The organism is Qipengyuania xiapuensis, assembly GCF_019711395.1.
GTDB classification, from domain to species: Bacteria; Pseudomonadota; Alphaproteobacteria; order Sphingomonadales; family Sphingomonadaceae; genus Qipengyuania; species Qipengyuania xiapuensis.
The window spans coordinates 238,292-260,041 of the sequence record NZ_JAIGNL010000001.1; the positions used below are offsets into that span (position 1 = coordinate 238,292).

At 65.5% G+C, this 21,750-nt stretch carries 23 protein-coding genes; 11 read left to right on the forward strand and 12 right to left on the reverse strand.

The window, feature by feature from the left end; all coding sequences use genetic code 11:
• Positions 1–47 precede the first annotated feature (47 nt).
• Genes K3163_RS01250 through K3163_RS01260 form a run of 3 tightly spaced genes read right to left on the reverse strand, consistent with a single transcriptional unit; the run spans position 48 to position 3,972 of the window.
• Positions 48–836 carry a ferritin-like domain-containing protein gene (locus K3163_RS01250; RefSeq protein ID WP_221551112.1) on the reverse strand — a complete coding sequence of 263 codons (789 nt, stop codon included), beginning with the start codon at positions 834–836 and terminating at the stop codon, positions 48–50.
• Positions 833–1,303 carry a peroxiredoxin gene (locus K3163_RS01255; RefSeq protein WP_221551129.1) on the reverse strand — a complete coding sequence of 157 codons (471 nt, stop codon included), beginning with the start codon at positions 1,301–1,303 and terminating at the stop codon, positions 833–835. Before K3163_RS01255 ends, K3163_RS01250 begins: the two co-directional genes overlap by 4 nt.
• Entirely contained in the window at positions 1,303–3,972 is a 2,670-nt protein-coding gene (locus tag K3163_RS01260; RefSeq protein WP_221551131.1) for a bifunctional [glutamine synthetase] adenylyltransferase/[glutamine synthetase]-adenylyl-L-tyrosine phosphorylase, read from the reverse strand. The genes K3163_RS01255 and K3163_RS01260 overlap by 1 nt, the downstream gene beginning before the upstream one ends.
• Positions 3,973–4,079: 107 nt before the next feature.
• Here K3163_RS01260 and K3163_RS01265 point away from each other — a divergent pair, with 107 nt between their 5' ends.
• Positions 4,080–5,771 carry a M28 family metallopeptidase gene (locus K3163_RS01265; RefSeq protein ID WP_221551149.1) on the forward strand — a complete coding sequence of 564 codons (1,692 nt, stop codon included), beginning with the start codon at positions 4,080–4,082 and terminating at the stop codon, positions 5,769–5,771.
• A gap of 73 nt (positions 5,772–5,844) precedes the next feature.
• On the opposite strand, the gene galU is transcribed toward K3163_RS01265, so the two are convergent.
• Positions 5,845–6,732 carry a UTP--glucose-1-phosphate uridylyltransferase GalU gene (galU, locus tag K3163_RS01270; protein ID WP_221551159.1) on the reverse strand — a complete coding sequence of 296 codons (888 nt, stop codon included), beginning with the start codon at positions 6,730–6,732 and terminating at the stop codon, positions 5,845–5,847.
• Positions 6,733–6,859: 127 nt separating this feature from the next.
• On the opposite strand from galU, the gene murA reads away from it, so the two are divergent.
• Entirely contained in the window at positions 6,860–8,143 is a 1,284-nt protein-coding gene (gene murA, locus K3163_RS01275) for a UDP-N-acetylglucosamine 1-carboxyvinyltransferase (RefSeq protein ID WP_221551168.1), read from the forward strand.
• 72 nt (positions 8,144–8,215) lie between these two features.
• Complete coding sequence (locus K3163_RS01280; protein ID WP_221427164.1) at positions 8,216–8,440, forward strand: hypothetical protein; 225 nt, start codon at positions 8,216–8,218, stop codon at positions 8,438–8,440.
• On the opposite strand, the gene K3163_RS01285 is transcribed toward K3163_RS01280, so the two are convergent.
• On the reverse strand, positions 8,437–8,736 hold the full coding sequence (locus tag K3163_RS01285; RefSeq protein WP_221551170.1) for a ribbon-helix-helix domain-containing protein: 300 nt from the start codon (positions 8,734–8,736) through the stop codon (positions 8,437–8,439). The two genes, K3163_RS01280 and K3163_RS01285, sit on opposite strands and share 4 nt — an antisense overlap.
• 141 nt (positions 8,737–8,877) lie before the next feature.
• On the opposite strand from K3163_RS01285, the gene K3163_RS01290 reads away from it, so the two are divergent.
• The gene (locus K3163_RS01290) at positions 8,878–9,642 is read left to right on the forward strand and encodes a helix-turn-helix domain-containing protein (RefSeq protein WP_221551179.1); all 765 of its coding nucleotides are present in this window, start codon (positions 8,878–8,880) and stop codon (positions 9,640–9,642) included.
• Positions 9,643–9,654: 12 nt separating this feature from the next.
• Here K3163_RS01290 and phbB read toward each other — a convergent pair whose 3' ends face one another.
• Complete coding sequence (phbB, locus tag K3163_RS01295; RefSeq protein WP_221551181.1) at positions 9,655–10,380, reverse strand: acetoacetyl-CoA reductase; 726 nt, start codon at positions 10,378–10,380, stop codon at positions 9,655–9,657.
• A 132-nt stretch (positions 10,381–10,512) separates the two neighbouring features.
• A complete protein-coding gene (locus K3163_RS01300) occupies positions 10,513–11,289 on the reverse strand; it encodes a hypothetical protein (RefSeq protein WP_221551184.1) in 777 nt (258 codons plus the stop codon).
• 320 nt (positions 11,290–11,609) lie between these two features.
• Here K3163_RS01300 and K3163_RS01305 point away from each other — a divergent pair, with 320 nt between their 5' ends.
• From K3163_RS01305 to holA, 4 genes are all read left to right on the forward strand, one after another.
• Positions 11,610–12,062, forward strand: coding sequence for a DUF3576 domain-containing protein (locus tag K3163_RS01305; RefSeq protein WP_221551186.1), 453 nt, complete (start codon positions 11,610–11,612; stop codon positions 12,060–12,062).
• A gap of 61 nt (positions 12,063–12,123) precedes the next feature.
• Positions 12,124–14,637: a leucine--tRNA ligase gene (leuS, locus tag K3163_RS01310; RefSeq protein WP_221551196.1), complete on the forward strand. Its 2,514-nt coding sequence runs from the start codon at positions 12,124–12,126 to the stop codon at positions 14,635–14,637.
• Positions 14,637–15,122 carry an LPS assembly lipoprotein LptE gene (gene lptE / locus K3163_RS01315; RefSeq protein ID WP_221551198.1) on the forward strand — a complete coding sequence of 162 codons (486 nt, stop codon included), beginning with the start codon at positions 14,637–14,639 and terminating at the stop codon, positions 15,120–15,122. Before leuS ends, lptE begins: the two co-directional genes overlap by 1 nt.
• Entirely contained in the window at positions 15,119–16,162 is a 1,044-nt protein-coding gene (holA, locus tag K3163_RS01320; protein ID WP_221551207.1) for a DNA polymerase III subunit delta, read from the forward strand. The genes lptE and holA overlap by 4 nt, the downstream gene beginning before the upstream one ends.
• Here the strand turns inward: holA and K3163_RS01325 are convergent.
• The 4 genes from K3163_RS01325 to K3163_RS01340 are packed head-to-tail and all read right to left on the reverse strand — an operon-like array spanning position 16,159 to position 19,175.
• Positions 16,159–17,313, reverse strand: coding sequence for a nucleotidyltransferase domain-containing protein (locus K3163_RS01325; protein ID WP_221551213.1), 1,155 nt, complete (start codon positions 17,311–17,313; stop codon positions 16,159–16,161). The genes holA and K3163_RS01325 overlap by 4 nt on opposite strands.
• A complete protein-coding gene (locus K3163_RS01330; protein ID WP_221551215.1) occupies positions 17,313–17,864 on the reverse strand; it encodes an LptA/OstA family protein in 552 nt (183 codons plus the stop codon). The genes K3163_RS01325 and K3163_RS01330 overlap by 1 nt, the downstream gene beginning before the upstream one ends.
• The gene (gene lptC, locus K3163_RS01335) at positions 17,864–18,532 is read right to left on the reverse strand and encodes an LPS export ABC transporter periplasmic protein LptC (protein ID WP_221427153.1); all 669 of its coding nucleotides are present in this window, start codon (positions 18,530–18,532) and stop codon (positions 17,864–17,866) included. The genes K3163_RS01330 and lptC overlap by 1 nt, the downstream gene beginning before the upstream one ends.
• A 19-nt stretch (positions 18,533–18,551) precedes the next feature.
• Entirely contained in the window at positions 18,552–19,175 is a 624-nt protein-coding gene (locus K3163_RS01340) for a ribonuclease D (RefSeq protein ID WP_221551217.1), read from the reverse strand.
• An 81-nt stretch (positions 19,176–19,256) separates the two neighbouring features.
• Here K3163_RS01340 and K3163_RS01345 point away from each other — a divergent pair, with 81 nt between their 5' ends.
• From K3163_RS01345 to K3163_RS01355, 3 genes are all read left to right on the forward strand, one after another.
• Positions 19,257–19,937: a uracil-DNA glycosylase gene (locus tag K3163_RS01345; RefSeq protein ID WP_221551226.1), complete on the forward strand. Its 681-nt coding sequence runs from the start codon at positions 19,257–19,259 to the stop codon at positions 19,935–19,937.
• A 66-nt stretch (positions 19,938–20,003) separates the two neighbouring features.
• The gene (locus tag K3163_RS01350; protein WP_221551228.1) at positions 20,004–20,324 is read left to right on the forward strand and encodes a WYL domain-containing protein; all 321 of its coding nucleotides are present in this window, start codon (positions 20,004–20,006) and stop codon (positions 20,322–20,324) included.
• A gap of 20 nt (positions 20,325–20,344) precedes the next feature.
• Entirely contained in the window at positions 20,345–20,707 is a 363-nt protein-coding gene (locus K3163_RS01355) for a TraR/DksA family transcriptional regulator (protein ID WP_247712429.1), read from the forward strand.
• Here the strand turns inward: K3163_RS01355 and K3163_RS01360 are convergent.
• Complete coding sequence (locus tag K3163_RS01360; RefSeq protein WP_221551230.1) at positions 20,704–21,750, reverse strand: acyltransferase family protein; 1,047 nt, start codon at positions 21,748–21,750, stop codon at positions 20,704–20,706. The two genes, K3163_RS01355 and K3163_RS01360, sit on opposite strands and share 4 nt — an antisense overlap.

Here is a 21,750-nt window from a genome sequence, read left to right on the forward strand (position 1 = left end):
GAACCCCCCGGCAATTCGTGAGTATGGGTTATGGGCGTAAAGGTTAATCACGCAATACCAGCGTAGAAGTCCCGCGATAAACCGGCTGCGGAACGCGCCGAGTCGTTGAATGGTGGCTTCAGCCCTCCCGAAAAATGCGTTTTCACCAATTTTCGCCATGTTTCCGGCGGGTTCTCGCCGCGTTCGGTGCAGACGGCCCGAAAATGCTTGGCCCCGTAGGCGACGTGACGGATTTCGTCGTCAAGGATTCGTTGCAGAATTTTCGCGCCGTTTTCATCACCTTGCGCCCGCACGCGTTCGAGCGTTGCCGGGGTGACGTCGAGCCCGCGCGCCTCGAGCACCATGGGAACGATCGCAAGCCTCGCGGCGACATCGTGAGCGGTGTCCTGAGCCGCGCTCCACAGCCCGTCGTGCGCAGGCAACGCTCCGTAGTGCGAATCGAGCGAATCGAGTTTTCGCTCGAGCAGCGCGAAGTGCATCGCCTCGTCTGCAGCGACAGAAAGGAAATCGGAAACAAAGACTTGGCCCATCGATTCGCCGAATCGCCCGGCCATGTCGAGCGCCAGGTCGATGGCGACAAACTCGATATGGGCGAGCGCGTGCCACAGCGCGATGCGGCCCTTTTCGCTTCCGCCCTTGCCGCGCCGCGGCATGTCGCGCGGCAGGCGCAGCTCGAGCTCCCCGGGCCATTCGGGCCGTTCGGGCATGGAGCAGTCGAAGGTGAATTCGAGCCGTCCCATGCGCCAGTCGCGCGCGAGCTTGCGGGTGGCGAAGACCTTGGCGGTCTTGTCACCGGTCAACAGGACATCGCGGATGGCGCGCGAGACGGAGGTCATGCAGTGCGGGCGGCCTCGAGCACTTCCTCGGCATGGCCCTTCACGCGCACCTTGGGCCAGATACGCAGGATCTTGCCGTCTTCATCGAGCAGGTAGGTCGAACGGATCATGCCCATATAGGTGCGGCCGTAATTCTTCTTTTCGCCCCAGGCGCCGAGTTTATCGGACAGACCGTTTTCTTCCGCATCGGTCGCGAGGTCGACCGTCAGGTCGTGCTTGGCGATGAAGTTCTGGTGTTTCTTCGCCGAATCCTTGCTCACGCCGAGGAGATAGGTGCCGGCCTTCTCGAACTCGCTCTTCAGCGCGGTGAAGTCCTTCGCCTCGGTGGTGCAGCCGGGCGTGTTGTCCTTGGGGTAGAAGAAGATCACTGCCTTCTTTCCTGCAAGGTCGGCCTTGGTCACGCTGCCGCCATCGGGCGTCTCCATCGAGAAATCGGGAAAGGCATCGCCTTCGTTGTAGGTGCTCATCAATCCAGCTCCAAAGTCTCGCCGAATATGTCGTGCCACTTGGCAGCCACTTGTCCGCGCGCCTCGGCAAAGCGCGCCTGCAGCTTCTTGAACTTCTTCGCCTCGCACATCCGCGCCAGGATCGCGCGCGATGCCTTGCCCGGAATGGCGAGGTCGGGTGCGAGGAGGCGCGTACCGACCAGCAGGCGGGTCATCAAGTCATGCGCATCGGCGAGGGAGGCGAGCTCGTCGAACTCGGTCAGGGCATAGCCGAGCTTGGGGGTGAGACCGCGGCGCTCGCGCAGCTGCAGGAAGTGGACGAGGAACTCGAGATCGACCAGCCCGCCGCGCAGCAGCTTGGCATCGAGCGGACCCTTGGCCGCTTTGTGCTTCGCCATTTCGCCGCGCATTTCGAGCAGGTCGGATCGAAGCCTCGCAGCATCGCGCTCGCGGCACAGCACGTCCGAAAGGATCGCGGCGACCTTCTCGCGAGCGCCCGGGCTGCCGGTCAGCGGGCGTGCGCGGGTCAGCGCCATGTGCTCCCAGGTCCAGGCATCCTCGCGCTGGTAGCGCTCGAAGCTGTCGAGGCTGACCGCCAGCGGCCCTTGCGCGCCCTGCGGTCGTAAACGCGTGTCTACTTCGTAGAGCGCGCCTTCTGCGGTCGGCACCGAAAGCGCGGCGCTCACACGCTGGGCAAGGCGATTGAAATAGAGCGTCGCGCCGAGCGGCCTGTCGCCATCGCTCTCGGCCTCGTGGCTGCCGGTGAAGAGATAGATGAGATCGAGGTCGGACGCGTAAGTGAGCGCCCCGCCGCCCAGCCGCCCGAGGCCGAGCACGACGAGTTCGCCGCCCTCGATCCGCCCGTGGCGGCGGGCAAATTCTTCTTCGGCAGCTTCCTGCGCGCATTCGAGCGCGGCCTCTGCCGTGCGCGAGAGCGCGGCGGCGATATCGAGCGGATCGTGCGTGGTCTCGATCAGCTGCACGCCCAGCGCGAAACGCGTCTCGCCGGTAACGATGCGGATGCGGTCGAGCCGGTCCTCGTAGGTATCGCCGCGTTCGCTGCGGCGCATCTCGTCGGCCAGCTCCTCGCGGCTGCCGGGAAGGTCCAGCGCGCTGCGATCGATCAGCGCATCGACCAGCTCGGGGCGGCGCGCGATCGCGTCTGCCAAAGGTGGGGCGAGCGTGAGGCAATCGGCGAGCAGCTGCATGAGGCCTGGCCGGGCTTCCATCAGGCGGAAGAGATTGATGGCGCTGGTCATGCGCTCGAGCAGGCTTTCCCACCGTGCCACTGCGCGTTCGGGGTCGGGCGACCCGGCGAGCGATTCGACCAGCATCGGGCGGATCGCTTCGAAGGCGCTCAGCGCGGCGTTGCTGCGCAGCGGCGGATAGCGCCCGTCGGTCCAGTTGCGCACGCGCGCGGCAAGCGTTTCGTCGAGCTCGACCTGCGTGCCAGTCGCTTCGACATGGGGGCTGTCGGCGGGCACCGAAATCTCGTCTTCTGCAAGCAAGGCGTCGTAACGTTCCGCAACCGGCGCGCAGAGTTCGGCAATGTGCGCGAGCCAGGCCTCCCCGTCTGAATAACCGTCGAGCCGCGCGACATTGTCGAGCGCCTCGCCCGACGGAAGCGTGTGCGTTTGCTGGTCGGTGACCATCTGCAGCCGGTGCTCGATCCGCCTCAGGCCATCGTAGCTTTCGCCGAGCAGTCGGGCGTCGTCCTCCCCGATGCGGCCTGTGGCCGCTAGTGCATCGAGCGCGGCACGGGTGCGCTTGTGCCGCAGCGAGGGATCGCGTCCGCCGTGGATCAGCTGGTGCGTCTGGGCGAAGAACTCGATCTCGCGAATACCGCCCCGGCCGAGTTTCACGTCATAGCCGGGCGAGGGCTCGCGCGGGCCGGTCTGCTTGTCGCGGATGCGATGTGTCAGGCGGCGCACCTCGTCGATGGCGCCGAAATCGAGGCTGCGGCGCCAGACGAATGGACGGATATGGTCGAGGAAGGCCTCGCCTGCCGCGATATCTCCCGCACAGGACCGCGCGCGGATGAAAGCGGCACGCTCCCACGCGAGGGCCGAGCTTTCGTAATGCGTGATCGCCGCATCGAGCGGGAGGGCAAGCGGGCTGACTTCGGATGCGGGCCGGAGGCGCAGGTCGACGCGGAAGACATATCCTTCGCTCGTCACTTCCGACATCAGCCGGACGATTTCGCGTGCATAGCGCTGGGCAGCTTCACCCGGCTCGTCGCGTTCGCGGCGCGGGAGGGTCTGCGGATCGAACAGCAGGATCGGGTCGATGTCGGAAGAATAGTTGAGCTCGCCCGCCCCGTGCTTGCCGAGCGCGAGGCCGATCATCCCTTGCGGCTCGGCGCCTTCCACGCGGCGCGAAATGGCAGCTTCGATAGCGCGGTGGAGCGCGCGGTCGGCGAAGACCGAGAGTTCACGCATGACCTTGTCGAGGTCGAACGCGCCCGCAAGGTCGCCGATCGCCAGCACGAGGCCCAGCGCGCGCTTCTCTCTTCGAAGCGCAAGCCCCGTGTCATCGATGCCTTCGCCGGCGGCCTTGGCCAGCAGCAGCGCCTCGTCGCCCTTTCCTTCCGCAAGCAGTGCGGCAATCTCGGGAAGCTTCTCGAGGCCACGCGCAAGGAAGGGTGCGTGCCCGCGTGCCCTCTCCAGCGCATTGGTCCAGTCGGCGTCCATCACTCACGGCTCTGCCCAAGCCGACCGGCAGGCGCAAGCTTGCGTGATCGCCTTCGCTGCGGCAACACACGCGCCGCACTTGCATTATTGAAGAGAGGTTGCCCCCCATGATCCGCACCAGCCTGGTCGCTGCATCGGCACTGCTGCTTGCCGCCTGCAACGCCGATATCGAGGAAACCGCCAGCACCGGCGGGCTCGATATTCCCGACGTCGCCAGCGGCGATATTTCCGAAGAGACGATGAAATCGATCACCGAAGAGCTTTCTTCGGACGAGTTCGAAGGCCGCATGCCGGGCACGAAGGGCGAAGAACTTACCGTCGCACTGCTGACCGAGCGCTTCGAGGCCGCGGGGCTCGAGCCGGGCAACAACGGCAGCTGGGTCCAGCGTGTCCCGCTGGTCGAGATCACCGGCAGGGATTTCGCGCCGCTGACCATTTCGGGCGGCGACGAGGAAATGAGCTTCGAATACGCCAGCCAGTGGGTCGGCGTGAGCTACCGCGAAGAGGAAAGCGTCAGCCTCGAGGACAGCGAGCTGGTCTTCGTCGGCTACGGTATCAACGCGCCCGAGCGCGACTGGAACGACTACGAAGGCATCGACATGACCGGCAAGACCGCGGTCATCCTCGTCAACGATGCCGACTTCGGCACCGAGAGCCTCGAGGGCCCCTTCAACGGCAAGGCGATGACCTATTACGGCCGCTGGACCTACAAATATGAAGAGGCCGCGCGGCAGGGCGCCGCGGGCGCGCTCATCATCCACGACACCGAACCTGCTTCCTATGGCTGGAACGTGGTCGAAAGCAGCTGGTCGGGTCCGCAGGCCTATGCCCAGCGCGGCGAGAATGCGCCGCCGCTCACGGTCATGAACGGCTGGGTCCAGAACGATGTCGGGCGGCAGATCCTCGAAGCCGCCGGACAGGATGTCGATGCGCTCATGGCTGCGGCGAAGAAGAAGGGCTTCAAGCCGGTCCCGCTCGGCCTGTCCGCATCGACCAGCTTCTCGAACGACATCCGCACGTTCGAATCGCAGAATGTCATCGGCGTGCTGCCGGGCAGCGAAGCGTCCGACGAATATGTCATCCACACCGCGCACTGGGACCACCTCGGTCGCTGCACGCCGGCACCCGACGGTGACGACATCTGCAACGGCGCGGTCGACAACGCGACCGGCACCGCGGCGCTCGTCGCGCTTGCCGAAGCACACGCCAAGGCAGGACCGACCCGCCGCAGCCTCGTCTTCCTCGCGGTGACCGCGGAAGAGTCGGGCCTGCTGGGCGCGGATTACTACGCCGCAAACCCGGTGTTCCCGCTCGACCAGACGGTCGGCGGCATCAACATGGATGCCTTCCTGATTGCAGGGCCGAGCAAGGACGTGGTCGTCGTAGGTCCGGGCAAGTCGCAGCTCGACGAGTTCCTGAATGCCGCGCTCAAGGCTGATGGCCGCACGCCGACGCCCAACCCGAACCCTGAAGCGGGCTACTACTATCGCAGCGACCACTTCGCTTTCGCCAAGCGCGGCGTCCCGATGCTCTATGTCGACGGCGGCGAGGACCTGGTCGACGGCGGAGTCGAGGCCGGCGCTGCAGTCTCCAAGGACTATCGCGACAACCGCTACCACGGTCCCAAGGACGAGTACGATCCGAACTGGGACTGGTCGGGCGTGATGGCCGACCTCCAGCTGTTCTACCGCCTTGGCCGGATGATGGGCATGAGCACCAGCTGGCCCAACTGGAACGAGGGCGACGAGTTCAAGGCCACGCGCGACGAGAATTGCGCTTCGGCCGAAACCGGCTGCTGATCGCCTGAACCTGAAAACGAAAAGGGCCGGTCCACCATTGCGGCGGACCGGCCCTTTTTCTGTTCGGGGCAGGTTAGCGCGCGAGCAGGCGCTCGGCGATGGCGCGAACCTCGCTGCCCATGTCGTCGCGTTCCAGAGCGAGCGCCAGCGTCGCTTCGACGAAACCGGTCTTGCTGCCGCAGTCGTAGCGGTTGCCCTGGAAGGTCACCGCGTGGAACGCCTGGTTGCCGATCATGCGGGCCATCGCGTCGGTCAGCTGGATTTCCCCGCCGGCACCCTTGCCCTGCGTTTCCAGCGTGCGCATCACTTCGGGCTGAAGGATGTAGCGACCCGAGATGATCTTGTTCGACGGCGCTTCTGCGACGGGCGGCTTCTCGACGAGGCCGGTGACTTCGGTGAGCGTGTCCGAGACTGCGGCGCCCGGCGCGATCACGCCGTAGCTCGACACTTCCTCCTGCGGCACTTCGAGCACCGAGATCAGGTTTCCGCCGACCTCGTTATAGGCTTCGACCATCTGCTTCATGCAGCCGGTCCCGCCCTTGCTGGCGACCATCAATTCGTCGGGCAGGAGGATGGCGAAGGGATCGTCGCCGACGATCGCACGCGCGCACCAGATCGCGTGGCCGAGGCCCATCGGGACCTGCTGGCGCACGGTGATGATGTCGCCCGGCGTGGCGCGGGTCGGGTCGAGCACGGTCATGTCCTTGCCGCGCTCTTCCATCGTCGTCTCGAGCTCGAAGGCAACGTCGAAATGTTCGACGATCGCGGTCTTGCCGCGGCCGGTGACGAAGATGATCTGCTCGATTCCCGCCTCGCGCGCCTCGTCGACGGCGTACTGGATGAGCGGCCGGTCGACGATGGGCAGCAGTTCCTTCGGGATCGCCTTGGTGGCGGGCAGGAAGCGCGTGCCGAGACCGGCAACGGGGAAAACGGCTTTTTTGATGGGTTTATGCTGGCTCATGGCTCGTCGGGTTAGGTGGGCTCACGGAACTGGTCAATCTTTCGCGGATTGGGAGGAGAATGGACGGGCAGCATGACAGGGCGGTGACGCTTGCCAAGTGGCCCGGGAGCACTAAGAGCAGGGGCCCATGGACAAACTACTTATTCGCGGCGGCAACCGCCTTTCCGGCACGATCCCCATTTCGGGTGCGAAGAATGCGGCGCTGACGCTCATTCCCTGCGCCCTGCTGACCGAAGAAGCGGTCACGCTGCGCAACCTGCCGCGGCTCGCCGATATCGATGGCTTTCAGCACCTGATGACGCAGTTCGGGGTGAGCCACACGATTCCCGGCAAACGTCCGGAAGAATTCGGCCGCAACGTCACGCTCGAGGCGATGCGGATTACCAGCTCGGTCGCGCCCTACGATCTCGTGCGCAAGATGCGCGCCTCGATCCTCGTGCTCGGCCCGCTACTGGCGCGCACTGGCGAGGCGACCGTCTCGCTGCCCGGCGGCTGTGCGATCGGCAACCGCCCGATCGACCTCCATCTGAAGGCGCTCGAGGCTTTCGGCGCGCATATCGAACTGGCGCAGGGCTATGTGAAGGCGATTGCGCCCGATGGCGGCCTGCCCGGCGGCGAATTCGACTTCCCCGTGGTATCGGTCGGTGCGACCGAGAACGCCCTCATGGCAGCGGTGCTGTGCAACGGCACCAGCAAGCTCATCAATGCCGCGCGCGAGCCGGAAATCGTCGACCTGTGCAACCTGCTGACCGCGATGGGTGCAGAGATCGAGGGCATCGGCACGTCCGAGCTCACGATCCACGGCGTGAACAAGCTGCACGGTGCGACCTACCGCGTGATGCCCGACCGCATCGAGGCGGGCTCCTATGCCTGCGCCGCTGCCATCACCGGCGGCGAGGTACGGCTCGAGGGCGCCGATGCGGACGACATGGGTTCGACCATCCACGCGCTGCGCAACATCGGCGTCGAGGTCGAGACCGACAAGAAGGGCGTGAACATCGCGGCCAAAGGCCCGCTCAAGGCGCACAACCTCACCACCGCACCCTTCCCCGGCCTCGCCACGGACATGCAGGCGCAGCTGATGAGCCTGCTGTGCAAGGCGGAGGGCACCAGCGTTCTCAAGGAGACCATCTTCGAGAACCGCTTCATGCACGTTCCCGAACTCACCCGCATGGGCGCGAACATCGAGACCACGGGCCGTACCGCGGTCGTGCGCGGGCCGGTCGAGCTGACCGGCGCCGAAGTCATGGCGACCGACCTTCGTGCCTCGATGAGCCTCGTGATCGCGGGCCTCGCCGCCAAGGGCGAGACCACGGTGCGCCGCCTCTACCACCTCGACCGTGGTTACGAGCGCCTGGAAGAGAAGCTGCAGCTGGTCGGCGCGGATATCGAACGCGTCGGCGACGACTGAGGATCGGGTTCGGACCTTTCGCGGCACCCGATCGTTGATGGGGCAAGTCGTTATTTCGAAAGGAAAGACACCATGATTCTCAAGCTCGCAGCCCTCGGTGCGCTCGGCTACGCCGGGTATCGCTATTACGAGAAGAACCGCGTCGACAAGAACGGCGTCGCATTTGCCGACGGCGAACCCGAAGGCCAGTTCCGCAACGCCGGGTCGGAATCGACCTCGTCGCACGACGCGATGAGCTCGACCGATGAAGCGCTCGACGAAACCTATCCGGCCAGCGACGCTACGGCGAAGTACTAGGCCCGGTCGGCAAGACCGTTTTCTTGGGCGGCGGGAGCGATCTCGCCGCCCATTTCATATTTGGAGACGAGTTCGTTGGTCGCGAGCCACACGCGGATCGCGCCTGCTAGGCCCGGCGGCGTCGCGCTGCGGATACGTTCGGCGTCGATGCTCGCAACCAGCGTATTCACCGCCATACCGCGCCGCGCGGCCGCTTCGCGCAGCAGGTTCCAGAAAACCGGCTCGAGACTGATCGAGGTTCGATGGCCGTCGATGCGGACGGAGTACTTCACGGGAGGATGGTAGGGCGTTGTCATCCCGGGCGCCTTAGTGATGCGATTCGCTACGTGCATTAGCATATGATGCACCCGGCCATCTTTCCTGTATCGAGCACGCTTCGATCACCCTGAATTTTTTGGGGTTGGCGCGTCGTGCCGCCAGTTCCTAGACAGGCGGGCATGGACGAGGGCTACGACGCGCTGAGTGACAAGGAGAAGGAAACGCTGCGCCTGATGGTGCGCGGGCACGATGCCAAGTCGATGGCGCGCGAGCTTTCGCTCTCGGTTCACACGATCAATGACCGTCTGCGCGCGGCACGCCGAAAGCTGGGCGTGACCAGCAGCCGCGAGGCGGCCCGGCTGGTGTTCGAACACGAGGGAGAGGCACCCGAAAATCTTGCGGACAAGGAATTGGGGAGTGCGCAGGCGGCCGCTCGCCCCGATCCTTTCATCCATTCGAAAACGGCCCCGCGTCGGGCCATCTGGATTGGAGGAATTCTTGTCATGCTGACTATCGCAATCGCCGCCGCCCTCGCGCTGGGCGGGCATCCGGCAACCGAGCGTCCTGAAGGGGACCCTGCTACTGCCGTCGAAACGGTGCTGGTCGAGAGGTTCGAGGCTGAAGCGCTCGAATGGCTCGCACTTGTCGATGCAGGCGACTGGGACGCCAGCTTTGCCGAGGCTGGCCGCACCTTTCGCGATCCCAACACCGCGACGACCTGGCGCGAAGCGTCGGAGATGGCGCGCGTGCCGCTCGGTGAAGTGAAGGAGCGCACCACGCTCACGGTCGGGCTCGTTCAGACCGACGCTGACGGCAGGGAAAACCTCGAGCAGGCAATCGTGCGTTTCGCGACAAGCTTCGAGAACCGCAAGGAAGCGATCGAGACTGTCACGCTCGAGGAAGACAACGGGAAATGGAGGGTGGTCGGCTACCTGATCGATTGACCGACCGATCCCTTAATACATGTGCTGGCCGCCGTTGATGCTCATGGTCGAGCCGGTGACGAACTCCGCGTGCTCCGAGCACAGGAAGCTCACGCCGCGGGCGATTTCGCTGGCCTTGCCGAGCCGGCCGACGGGGATCTTCGCGACGATCTTCTCGAGCACAGGCTCGGGCACGGCGGCGACCATGTCGGTGTCGATGTAGCCGGGCGCGATGGCATTCACGGTGATCCCGAAACGCGCGCCTTCCTGTGCGAGCGCCTTGGTGAAGCCGTGGATGCCGCTCTTCGCGGCGGCGTAGTTGACCTGGCCGTACTGGCCCGCCTGCCCGTTGATCGAACCGATATTGACGATCCGGCCCCAGCCGCGCTCCTTCATTCCGGCGAAGGTCGCCTTGGCCATGTTGAAGCAGCCGCCGAGATTTGTGCGCATGACCGCGTTCCAGTCCTCGTAGCTCATCTTGAGAAGCGTGCCGTCGCGGGTGATGCCGGCGTTGTTCACGACGATGTCGATCGGGCCGTGCTCTTCTTCCACCTTCTTGCAGGCTTCCTGGACCGCGTCGTAGTCGCCCACGTCGAACTTCACGGTCGGAATGCCGGTCTCTTCGGTGAACTTCTTCGCCGCCTCGTCATTGCCGGCGTAGTTGGCGATGACCGTGCATCCGCGTTCGTCACGAAGGCGTTCGCAGATGGCGCGTCCGATGCCGCGCGTTCCTCCGGTTACGATGGCAACACGTCCCATAGTTCGATCTCCCAAGCATTCCGTAGCGTTACCGCACCCTATGCGTGGATTTGTGACCACGCAAAGGCAATCCGCCTTTGGTCTAAGGCGAACAATCGTATTCTTTGGTTGGGAAGCGCCGAAGCGCAGCCGTCAGAAGCGAATCTGCGTTCCGACGTAGACGGCCTGGTCGTCCTCGACACCGTCGGTGAGCGGGGCGAGGCGGTCGCGTTCCTGCGACAGGCGCACACCGGCAGTCACGTCGAGGTTGCGGCTCAGGCGGTAGGAGCCGCCGAGATCGACACGCTGCGAGCCGACGCCCTGGAGCGTGTTGGGCGAGCTGCCCGCACGGTCACGCTGTTCGAGTGCGATGCGCGACTGGAAACGGCTCGGCTTGCCCTTGTCATCGCCGCTCTCGAAGGTCGAGAGGTCGGGCATGGCGATATCGCGCAGGTCTTCGCGAACGCCGGCCGTAACCGAGGCCGAGCTGACGGCGCGGCTGGGCTGGGCGAAGCTCTGGAAGCCGCGCGCAATACCGAGATTGTAACGCGTGCCTGCAATCGGGCTGATCGCTTCGGGCGTTGCCAGCGCGACCTTTTCGGACAGGTTGCCGCCCGACATCGTGCGCGCGGTCGCATCATCGACGCGGACTGCGAAATTGACGGTGCGTTCGCTCGACTGGCGCGGCTTGCTTGCGGGCGTGAACCGCAGCGCGTCTTCACCGATCACTTCTGCCACCCTGCGGGCAAGCTGCGGATCGGCACCAGCCGGAGTAAACGGGAGGTATTCGATCGCGCCCGGGGCAGCGTTCGAAGTGTCGGGTGCGCCGACCGCGAGAACGGCGGCAGGCATGGCAAAGGCGAGACCGGCGACAGCCAGCATGGCCGGCGCGAACCGTCCCTTGCCATTGCTGTGCAGTTTCTTGCCCATCGTGTGTGCCTCTATCCCCTGAATTTCGGAAACGTTCACCCACTCAAAGGCAGGCTTCAGCTTAACGGTTCCCGAACGAAGCCGAAACGACTCGAATACAGACGGTTAGCCTAGGCCTCACTTGCGACGAATGGAAGCTTTTCCACAGCCCATTCGGAGATACTCCGGACGGTGTTGCGCGTTTCGCACAGGGGTGTTCGATTAAGCCGATGTTCACGCGCTGGCGGGTGTCTAGGACCCGGTACGGCGGCATGCAGAACTTGCCCCCGTGCGCCGAGGCTATATAGAGCCGCTGCACCAAAAGGATCCAAGGACCGTCCATGACCGCAATGAGCAATTCCCGTCGTACCCTCGCCATCGCTTGCACCGCGCTGGCCAGCCTCGGGCTCGCGGCATGCGGCAACAGCGATCGTCCGCGCGCGGACCTCGCCGCGGCTCAGGTCTCGACGATCGGCGTGAACTCCTATCTCTGGCGTGCTTCGCTCGAAACCGTGGGCTTCGCTCCGCTGCTCCAGGCCGACAGCGCCGGCGGCGTGATCGTGACCGACTGGTACGCCAATCCGAGCAACCCGGGTGAGCGCGTGAAGATGACCGTCTCGATCCTCGACACCGACCTGCGCGCCGATGCGCTGCGGGTGGCTGCCAGCCGCCAGGTCAACCAGTCGGGCAACTGGGTCGATGCACCGGTCCAGGCCGCCACGGTCCAGAAGCTGGAAGACATCATCCTTACCAAGGCACGCGAACTGCGCCGCCAGGCCATCGCCAACGACTAGGCGCCGCCAGTCCCGCGCTTAGCGGGTTCCATTCGCGCCTGAAATCCTTACAGGCGTCTTCATGAGTGATACCCGTTTCGATCCGGCAAGCGCCGACTCGCGCTGGCAGGCAGCCTGGGAACAGGCGCAGACCTTCCGCGCCGACAGCAATTCCGAAAAGCCCAAGAGCTACGTGCTCGAGATGTTCCCCTATCCCAGCGGGCGCATCCACATCGGCCACGTGCGCAACTACACGATGGGCGACGTGCTCGCGCGCTACAAGAAGGCGACGGGTCACGAGGTCCTGCACCCGATGGGCTGGGACGCTTTCGGCATGCCCGCGGAGAACGCCGCGATGGAAAAGGGCGTGCATCCGGGCGGCTGGACGCGCGACAACATCGAGCACATGAAGGCGCAGCTGAAGCGCCTCGGCTTCGCGCTCGACTGGTCCAGAGAGCTGGCGACCTGCGAGCCTGATTATTACGGCCACGAGCAGGCGCTCTTCATCGATCTCTATGAAGCCGGCCTCGTCTATCGCAAGGAAAGCGAGGTCAACTGGGACCCCGTCGACATGACCGTGCTCGCCAACGAGCAGGTGATCGACGGCAAGGGCTGGCGCTCGGGCGCAGAGGTCGAGAAGCGCAAGCTCAACCAGTGGTTCCTCAAGATCACCGACTTCGCAGAGGAGCTGCTCGAAGGTCTCGGCACGCTCGACAACTGGCCCGACAAGGTCCGGTTGATGCAGGAAAACTGGATCGGCAAGTCGAAGGGTCTCGAATTCAGCTTCGACCTGTCGAACGGGGAGAAGCTGCCGGTCTACACCACGCGCCCGGACACGATTTTCGGCGCGAGCTTCGTTGCAGTCGCTGCCGACCATCCGGTCGCGCAGGGCATCGACAGTGACGAGGCACGCGCCTTCATCGCCGAGTGCAAGAAGGGCGGTACCACCGCTGCCGAACTCGAAACCGCCGAGAAGCTCGGCTTCGACACCGGCATCACGGCGAAGCACCCGTTCACCGGCGCGGACCTGCCCGTCTACATCGCGAACTTCGTGCTGATGGATTACGGCACCGGCGCCATCATGGCGGTTCCGGGCCACGACCAGCGCGACTTCGAATTCGCCACCAAGTACGGCCTGCCGATCCCGCGCGTCGTCGCGCCGAGCGTCGAGGATGCGGGCAAGCCATTCGATGGCGAGGCCGAGGCGGGCGACGGTGTCATCGTCAACTCCGACTTCCTAGACGGTATGGAGGTAGAGGACGCCAAGCGCGAAATTATCCGCCGGATCGAGGAACAGGGCCGCGGCACCGGCAAGACCGTCTGGCGCCTGCGCGACTGGGGCGTTTCGCGCCAGCGCTATTGGGGCACGCCGATCCCCTTCATCCATTGCGAGACTTGCGGCGTGGTCCCCGCGCCCAAGGACAGCCTGCCGATCACGCTGCCCGAGGACGTCGATTTCCAGACCCCGGGCAACCCGCTGCTCCGCCACGCAACGTGGAAGCATGTCGACTGCCCCAAGTGCGGCGGCAAGGCCGAGCGCGAGACCGACACGCTCGACACCTTCGTCGACAGCTCGTGGTATTTCCTGCGCTTTGCCAGCCAGCCTGCGGACAAGCCCTTCGATGCCGCGGAAGTCGCGAAGTGGATGCCGGTCGAGCAGTATATCGGCGGCATTGAGCACGCGATCCTGCACCTGCTCTACGCCCGATTCTGGACCCGCGCGCTGGCGCACATGGGCCAGATCGATGTGAAGGAGCCCTTCGCCTCGCTGTTCACGCAGGGCATGGTGACGCATGAGACCTACAGCCGTGCGGGGGACGGCAAGCCGGTCTATTTCTCGCCCGACGAGGTGGAGCGCACTGCCGATGGAGCGACGCTGACCGCTGACGGCAAGCCGGTCGAAATCGGCCGCGTCATCAAGATGTCGAAGTCGAAGAAAAACGTCGTCGATCCCGACACGATCATCGACACCTACGGCGCCGACGCAGTGCGCTGGTTCATGCTGTCCGACAGCCCGCCCGAGCGCGACTTGCCGTGGTCCGAAGCCGGGATCGAGGGCTGCAGCCGCTTCGTCCACCGGTTGTGGCGCCTGTTCGGTGCCTATCAGGCCGGAGCAGAAGGCGAGGACAAGGCGCTGGCGCGCAAGACGCACCAGACCATCGCTGCCGTGGCCGAGGACATCGAGGCGCTGGGCTTCAACAAGGCCGTCGCACGCATCTATGAACTCACCGGTGCAGTCGAGAAGGCAAAGCCCTCGGCCAGCCGCAGCCACGCGATCCGCAGCCTCGTCCAGCTCGTCGCCCCGATGATGCCGCACCTTGCCGAAGAGGCCTGGGCCGGTCTCGGCGAGAGCGGGATGGTGGCCGATGCCGCCTGGCCCGAAGTCGATCCGGCGCTGCTGGTCGAGGACGAAGTCACCATCGCCGTCCAGCACAAGGGCAAGCTGCGCGACACTCTGACTGCGCCCAAGGGTGCATCGAAGGAAGACCTCGAAGCCATGGCGCTGGCATCGGAGAAGGTGCAGCGCTCCCTCGACGGTGCAGAAGTACGCAAGGTCATTGTGGTGCCCGACAGATTGGTCAATATCGTCACCTGATGCGCATCGCTTTCACCCTTGCCGCCGCACTTTCGCTGTCCGCCTGCGGGCTTTCGCCCATGTATGCGGGTGGCGGCAGCGGGCAGGTTGCGCAGGGGCTCGCAGCGGTCGACGTGCCGCCGATCCCCGGCAAGGCCGGATGGCTCGTGCGCAATCACCTCAACGACAAGCTCGGCGCGGCGGGCGCGACCACCCCGCGCTACCGCCTCGATGTGCGGCTCGACGACAGCCTCGAAGGCCTCGCCGTCCTCGCCGACGATACGGTCAGCCGTGAGCGTCGCACTCTGCGCGCCCGCTACCAGTTGGTCGATGCGACCACGGGCGAAATCCTGCTCGACGCGACCGAAGGCGCGGACGCCGGGATCGACGTGGTCTCGAGCGAATATGCGACCATCGCTGCCGAGCAGACCGCGCTTGAGAACCTCGCGGTCGAGATTGCCGACCGGATTGTCACACGCGTCGCGCTGACGCTGCGGGACCAGTGAAGCTTACCGGACGCGACTTCGCTGCCAAGGCGCGCGGCGCGGCGGAGACCTGCAAGGTCTTCTTCTTTTGCGGGCAGGACGAGGCCGGCGCGAGCGCGGCCGCGAACGACATCGCATCCATGCTCCCCGAACCGGGCGAACGGGTCGAAATTCCCGGTGCCGAACTGCGCGCGGATCCGGCAAAGCTCGGCGACGAGGCGCGCTCGACATCGCTTTTCGGCGACAAGCGGCACATCTGGTCGCGCGTTGCCGGTGACGAAGCGCACGAGGCGCTGAAGACGCTGCTAGAAACCGGCGACATGGGCGCGGGCGAGGCCTGTCCGGTAATCGTCGTCGCCACTTCGGCCACCGACAAGTCGCGTACCGCCAAGTTGCTTGAAAAACGCAAGGATGCGGTGGTCGCGATGTTCTATCCGCCCGATTTGCGCTCGGTGACGCAGAGCGTCCGCGCGATGGGCGATGCGGCAGGTGTGCGGCTCGACGGCGCGGTGGCCGAGCGGATCGCACGCGCTGCCAATCTCGATGTGCGGCTCGCGCAGAGCGAGGTCGCCAAGCTCGCCACCTATCTCGATGCCGCCCCGCAATCGCCGCGGCCCGGTACCATGGAAGACCTCGACGCGATCGGCGCTGCGACCGAGGAGGACGGCTTTGCCAGCCTCGTGAACGCGGTGCTTTCGGGCCACGGCGGCAAGGTCGCGACCGAGATTGCGCGCATGAAGCAGATCGGCCTGAACCCGGTCGGCACGCTCCTCGCGGTCGAACGGCGCGCGGCACAGCTGGCGCGCATTTCGGCAGTGCTCGGGAATCGCCGCTATCAGGATCTCGACAAGGGCGAGAAGGCGCGCCTCGGCATCTTCTGGAAGGAAGAGCGCGACATTTCCGAACAGGTCCAGCGCTGGCGCGGGCCCAAGCTCGACCGGCTGACCATGCGCCTGACCGAGCTGCACCGCGAACTTCTGACCAACAGCCAGTCATCCGAACTGCTGCTGGCCCAGGGCCTCACAGGTATCGCCCGCGTGGCCGGCGCGGGACGCCGCTAGCCCTCCATCCACTTCTGCAGGCGCGCCGTGGCGAGCGCATCGCGCCGCGTGTCGCCATCGAGCGCGCTTCGCCCCAGGGACCATGCGCGCTGTGCCAGCTGGCCCGCGCGTCCCAGTCCTCCGCTCGGACGCTCGGCCCGGTCGAGCGGATGCTGGCCGATCCGGCCGCCGAACTGGCCCGCCGCTGCCGAAGCGAGCGCGCTCACATCCTTCCGGGCATCGAGATCCTGCACGAGGAGCATCTCCGCTTCTTCCAGCAAGTCATCATCGGGCGATGCGGGGGCACCTGATTGGGCGAGAAAGCCGGGCCTGCGCCAACGGTCGACCAAGGCGAAGATCAGCACTGCCGGCCGTTCGAACCCGTGTTCGGCGGCACGCTCCCAGTAGGCGTCCCAGTCGACTGACCGCTGCGTGCACCACAGGTCGATATCGACCAGCGCCATCGGTCCGACATTGAGGAGGTGCGAACAGGCGGCGTGGACGACGAGATGGGCGAGCATGTCTTCGGCAGACGGAACGGCAGCGCCCAGCGCTTCGTCGTGAGCGGCGCGTGAGAGCAACCCGGCATCGTCTGCGAGCGGCATGGTCGATCCCGGCAGCGGCGATTCGCCCCAGACATGCGCGTGCAGCTCGCACATCACGCCTTCCGGCGAATGGAGCGGGGGAAGGTGCGCTTGCGAGCCTGCCATTCCCGCGAGGTCCTCGCGGGGCAGGTCCGGTGCAGCCCAGCCCGAGCGGCGCAGCGCCGCATAAGCTACCGGAGCCTCTTCCTCGCCGACCAGCAGGTCGATGTCGCGCATGATCCGCTCGGCAGGGGCGGGCCACACGGTCCAGGCAAGCGCCGAACCCTTGAGGGCGACAGCAGCAATCCCCTCCTCCGCCAGCACCTCTACCGCCTGCAGCAGGGCGCGGCGCTGTGCGAGCATTCCGATGCCGTTGGCGCGGTGCGTTTCCTGCCAGCTCCCGGCAATCGCAGGCGGCACGGAGCCGATCTCGCCGCGCTTTAGGCGGCCGTGCAGGAACGGTCGAAGCCTGTGCTGGTCGGCCAGCGCATCGAGGTCGCGCCAGTCGCTATCGGTCAGTTTGGCGTATTCACGCGCGCGGTGCCCGCACAGCGCCAGCAGAGCCCGACCGATGCGGGCGCGGCTCATCAGTTCTCGGGAACGGAGAAAGTGCCCGAGACCCTGCCACCCGAAGACTGGCCTTCGCCCGTCACCGAGGACGATCCGCTTGCGCGGCCGTCGATGCTTGAGACACCGCTCGCCAGGTCGATCACGAGGCGTCCGCCGTTCAGCGTATCGCCTCCGCGATTGAGCCGGACATTGCCGGCCATGGTGATCACGCGGCGGTTGAAATCATAGACCGCCGTATCGCCGCGGGCGCGCTCGTTGCCGCGGCTCACATTGACCCCGCCGGTCGCCATGATGCGCTGGATGCTGAGATTGCCCGCATCCGAATAGTTCACGATCGTGCGTGCCGCATTGAGCGTGAGCCCCGCCTGCGTGATCTCGACATTGCCCGAGAGCACGACGCGGTTCTGCCGGTCCTGCAGCTCGATCCGGTCGGCGGCGTAAGAAACGGGCGCGTTCGAGTTGTGGCTTGCGATCGCCTGCGCGGAAAGCTGGATGCCTCCGAGCGCGGCACAGGTCAGCGCGAAGCCGGCAAGGGCGCTCTTGGCCATGGTGGGTAGGTGGCTTTTCATCAGGGCATCCTCAGCTCGCCGGGTTCCATGCGCAGCCGCGCCTGTCCCGACAGGGTTATCCGACGCTCGGACAGGTCCGCATCGAGCCGGTCCGCGCTGAAGGTGCCGGCGGGAATGGCGCCTTCCACGCCGCCTGCGCCTTCGAGCGTCTTCTGTTCAAGGTCGAGCGACACGCCGCTGGCGCGCATACGGTAGCCGTCGGCGGCTTCCATGCGCATCGTGCCGTTGATGGCGACGGTCTCTTCGTTGATGTCGTATTGCCCGCCGGGAGCCGAAACGCGGGCCGGGCCGTCTTCCATGAGCATGCGCGCGACGAGATCGTCCATTCGTACGATGCCCTCGGCGCTCGATCGCTGCACGGCCTCGCCCGCGGTGAGCGAGAAAGGCCGGCCCTGCTCGTCCTGTCCACGGTAGAGCGCATTGTCGACGCGCAGGCGCTCGGTGATAACGGCGACCTCGTTGCGGTCGAGCAGGAAGCTCACCTCGCCGCGCGGGGACAGCGGCGTGATCACCATCAGCGCGGCGACGACGCCGACGCCCATCGGCAAGACGCGCGAGAGGAACAGGACCAGCTTGTCGTGGCTGCCGCCGGGCGCAGCGAAATGCTTTCGGCGAGAGCGCAGCTGCTTCGCCTCCTGCGTTTCGATCCTGCGCTTGCGGAAAACCATGCTGGCCGATGTGCTCCTGTCAGGCTGACGCGTGGCTGAAGATGTCGTGGTCCTGCCAGCCGAGAATGTCGAGATGCGCGCGTGCAGGAAGGAAATCGAAACAGGCCTGTGCAAGTTCCGTGCGGCCTTCGCGTTCGAGGCGGCGGTCGAGTTCTTCCTTCATCCGGTGGAGGAAGCGTACGTCGCTCGCGGCATAGTCGCGCTGCGCATCGTTCAGGACCGGGCCGCCCCAGTCGCTGCTCTGCTGCACCTTCGACATGCTCTCGCCGAGCAGTTCCTCGACGAGGTTCTTCAGTCCGTGACGGTCGGTGTAGGTACGCACCAGCTTGCTGGCGATCTTGGTGCAGTAGCAGGGTGCCGCGGTGACCCCGAGATAGTACTCGATCGCGGCGAGGTCGAAGCGCGCGAAGTGGAACAGCTTCAACCGCTCCGGATCGGCGAGGACCGCCTTCAGGTTCGGCGCGTCATAGGTGCTCTCGGGCCCGAAGCGCACGAGATGCTCGTCGCCATTGCCGTCGCTGATCTGGACGACGCACAGACGGTCGCGGATCGTGACGAGACCCATGGTTTCGGTATCGACGGCCACCGGGCCATCGGCGAGGACGCCTTCGGGGAGGTCTTCTTCGTGGAAATGCACTGCCATGGCGAAGGGCCTTAGGCGCATCGGGGATAGGAGGGAAGGGGCCACTGGTCGCGGGGGCGTCCGGGGCGCATTGTGCCGCCCATGAGCGAGAGTGTGCCTGCAAGCTGGAAACCCGTCCTCGATCCCGTGCTGGCGAGCGCGCAGGCGCGCCAGCTGGGTGGCTGGCTGCGGGCGGAGGAGGATGCCGGCAAGACCGTCTATCCACCGCGCGGCAGCCGTCTGAAGGCGCTCGAACTGACCCCGCTCGACGAGGTGAAGGTCGTGATCCTCGGGCAGGATCCCTACCACGGGCCGGGGCAGGCGATGGGGCTCAGTTTCTCCGTGCCCGAGGGCGTGAAGGTGCCGCCGTCGCTGCGGAATATCTACAAGGAGCTGGAGGCCGACCTCGGCATCGAGGCGCCTGCCCATGGCGACCTCTCGCACTGGGCGCGGCAGGGCGTGCTGCTGCTCAACAATACGCTGACGGTCGAGGCAGGGCAGGCGGGAAGCCATGCCGGGCGCGGCTGGGACGCGGTGACCGATGCCTGCGTCGCGGCGGTGGCGGCACGCGAAGAGGCCAGCGTTTTCATCCTCTGGGGCAGCCATGCGCAGGCCAAGGCGAAGCGGATTGCGGGCCTGCGCCACGGGCCGCATCACGTGATCGAGAGCCCGCACCCGAGCCCGCTCTCCGCGCATCGGGGCTTCTTCGGCTCGAAACCGTTCAGCCGGGCGAACGCGTTTCTGGCCAGTAACGGGCGGGGGGCAATCGACTGGTCCGTCTGAAGCGCGGAGTGTGACCGTTCACTTTATCGATTGCATTTGCGCGTTAGATGCGCTGTGCATGCTGCAATGCAACATGAATCAACTTTCAACTTCGTACAGGCCGTGCTCGCCGAAGCGATGCGCAAGCGGCTCATGATCAGCGCGGTCTACAACTCCAGCGCGTTGACCCTGGCCCCGCACCAGATCGTTCTGCGCAACGATGCCTTCTACCTGGTATCGGTGAACCCCAACAAGAGCCGCCGCGTCGACGAGGCTCCCGCGCTCGGCTATTTCAAGATCGATGGCTTGTCGCAGGTCAGCCTGACCGAAGAGACGTTCGAACCGCTCCCTCCCGAAGCCTGCCTGCCGGCGCGTGAAGACGACCGCGTGATCGCCAGCCTCGACTGAGGAGGAGTTGCCTGCGCGCGATGGACGCGCGGCACGATGTCGGCCACCATGCGTCGATGACCGAGGAGGAAGCCAGAACGCGCCTGATCGCCCGCCGCGATGCGCTCGACGCCGAGGACGCGGCGAATGCGGATTTGCGCGATACGGTCGAGCTGCAACAGGACAGCGTGGGCCGCCTCAGCCGGATGGACGCGATGCAGCAGCAGGCGATGGCGCAGGCTACTGCTCGGCGTCGCGTTGCCGAACGCGCACGCATCGAAGCGGCGCTGGCGCGTATCGACGAGGGTGAGTGGGGCTGGTGCACGGCCTGCGGCAACGAGGTCGCCGAGAAGCGACTGGCGCACGATCCGAGCGTGGCGAAGTGCGTGGAGTGTGCCGGCTAGGCGAGACCGGCCCGTGCCTCTTTCCGAGTGAAGTAAGTGCGCAGCGCGATCTGCACCGGATGTTCGAACCAGTAGAAGGATACCGCAGCGAGCAGTGTCGCGACGCCGAGCACCAGCGGGAAGCCGATGACCGGCGGGAACACGCCCCGCTCGGCGAGTGCAGTGGCGCCGTCGATTACGAAGGGGTGGAGCAGGTAGAGCGAGTAGGAAATCTTGCCGTACCAGCGCAGCAGCGGCGTCTTGAACAGCGCGAAGGGACCCAGGAGAAACACGGTGCAGAACAGCAGCAGCATCGGGTATCCGACGGTGATCGGGTCGAGATAATTCACGAGCACCGTGAAGCCGAGGTCGCGCCGGACTTCGGGTGGCGCGATCACCATCAGCAGCAGGGCGAGCCATCCAAGGCCGGCGATGAGCGGGGCTTGCCTCGACTTCTCGAGCCTTCGTTTCAGCGGCTCGTAGTAGGCTCCGATCAGGCTGCCGAAAAGAAACAGGTGAAGCCAGGAAAACAGGACCGGCCCGTATCTGATGTCGATCAGGTAAAGGAGCACCAGTGCCGATATCTGGGCGGCGGCAAGCAGCGCGATCGACTTCAGGAACTTGCCCGAATTCGACGCGAACCAGAGTGCCACGAATACCACGTAGAAATGGACTTCGACGGGGATGGTCCAGAGAACCGAGGACCCCTTCAGCAGGAACATGTTGCCGACCACATCCTGCCAGGAAAAGACCTTCAAAAGCGAGACGTCGAAGGCGAGGAAGCAGACTCCCACGAATGCCGCCACGAGATAGTAAAGCGGCAGCACGCGCGTTGCGCGGTTGATCGCATAGTCCTTGAGGCTGGCCGGATTGAGCGCCTTCTCGCGGTAGAGATAGGCCATCAGGAAACCGCTCAGGCAGAAGAACAGCGCGACACCCATTTGCCCGAGGCCCCGACCGAGACTGCTCGGCAGGAATCCGAAGGCCGCGCAGTGGGAGATGACGACCACCAGCGCTGCGAAACCTCGCAGTCCATCCAGCTGGGACAGGTGATTGGTCTTCAC

What these genes read in the sequence shown, in the direction of transcription:
- K3163_RS01250 (WP_221551112.1), bottom strand. Translation starts at nt 836, where the DNA reads ATGACCTCCGTCTCGCGCGCCATCCGCGATGTCCTGTTGACCGGTGAC.
- K3163_RS01255 (WP_221551129.1), bottom strand. Translation starts at nt 1,303, where the DNA reads ATGAGCACCTACAACGAAGGCGATGCCTTTCCCGATTTCTCGATGGAG.
- K3163_RS01260 (WP_221551131.1), bottom strand. Translation starts at nt 3,972, where the DNA reads ATGGACGCCGACTGGACCAATGCGCTGGAGAGGGCACGCGGGCACGCA.
- K3163_RS01265 (WP_221551149.1), top strand. Translation starts at nt 4,080, where the DNA reads ATGATCCGCACCAGCCTGGTCGCTGCATCGGCACTGCTGCTTGCCGCC.
- galU (WP_221551159.1), bottom strand. Translation starts at nt 6,732, where the DNA reads ATGAGCCAGCATAAACCCATCAAAAAAGCCGTTTTCCCCGTTGCCGGT.
- murA (WP_221551168.1), top strand. Translation starts at nt 6,860, where the DNA reads ATGGACAAACTACTTATTCGCGGCGGCAACCGCCTTTCCGGCACGATC.
- K3163_RS01280 (WP_221427164.1), top strand. Translation starts at nt 8,216, where the DNA reads ATGATTCTCAAGCTCGCAGCCCTCGGTGCGCTCGGCTACGCCGGGTAT.
- K3163_RS01285 (WP_221551170.1), bottom strand. Translation starts at nt 8,736, where the DNA reads ATGACAACGCCCTACCATCCTCCCGTGAAGTACTCCGTCCGCATCGAC.
- K3163_RS01290 (WP_221551179.1), top strand. Translation starts at nt 8,878, where the DNA reads ATGGACGAGGGCTACGACGCGCTGAGTGACAAGGAGAAGGAAACGCTG.
- phbB (WP_221551181.1), bottom strand. Translation starts at nt 10,380, where the DNA reads ATGGGACGTGTTGCCATCGTAACCGGAGGAACGCGCGGCATCGGACGC.
- K3163_RS01300 (WP_221551184.1), bottom strand. Translation starts at nt 11,289, where the DNA reads ATGGGCAAGAAACTGCACAGCAATGGCAAGGGACGGTTCGCGCCGGCC.
- K3163_RS01305 (WP_221551186.1), top strand. Translation starts at nt 11,610, where the DNA reads ATGACCGCAATGAGCAATTCCCGTCGTACCCTCGCCATCGCTTGCACC.
- leuS (WP_221551196.1), top strand. Translation starts at nt 12,124, where the DNA reads ATGAGTGATACCCGTTTCGATCCGGCAAGCGCCGACTCGCGCTGGCAG.
- lptE (WP_221551198.1), top strand. Translation starts at nt 14,637, where the DNA reads ATGCGCATCGCTTTCACCCTTGCCGCCGCACTTTCGCTGTCCGCCTGC.
- K3163_RS01325 (WP_221551213.1), bottom strand. Translation starts at nt 17,313, where the DNA reads ATGAGCCGCGCCCGCATCGGTCGGGCTCTGCTGGCGCTGTGCGGGCAC.
- K3163_RS01330 (WP_221551215.1), bottom strand. Translation starts at nt 17,864, where the DNA reads ATGAAAAGCCACCTACCCACCATGGCCAAGAGCGCCCTTGCCGGCTTC.
- lptC (WP_221427153.1), bottom strand. Translation starts at nt 18,532, where the DNA reads ATGGTTTTCCGCAAGCGCAGGATCGAAACGCAGGAGGCGAAGCAGCTG.
- K3163_RS01340 (WP_221551217.1), bottom strand. Translation starts at nt 19,175, where the DNA reads ATGGCAGTGCATTTCCACGAAGAAGACCTCCCCGAAGGCGTCCTCGCC.
- K3163_RS01345 (WP_221551226.1), top strand. Translation starts at nt 19,257, where the DNA reads ATGAGCGAGAGTGTGCCTGCAAGCTGGAAACCCGTCCTCGATCCCGTG.
- K3163_RS01350 (WP_221551228.1), top strand. Translation starts at nt 20,004, where the DNA reads ATGCAACATGAATCAACTTTCAACTTCGTACAGGCCGTGCTCGCCGAA.
- K3163_RS01355 (WP_247712429.1), top strand. Translation starts at nt 20,345, where the DNA reads ATGGACGCGCGGCACGATGTCGGCCACCATGCGTCGATGACCGAGGAG.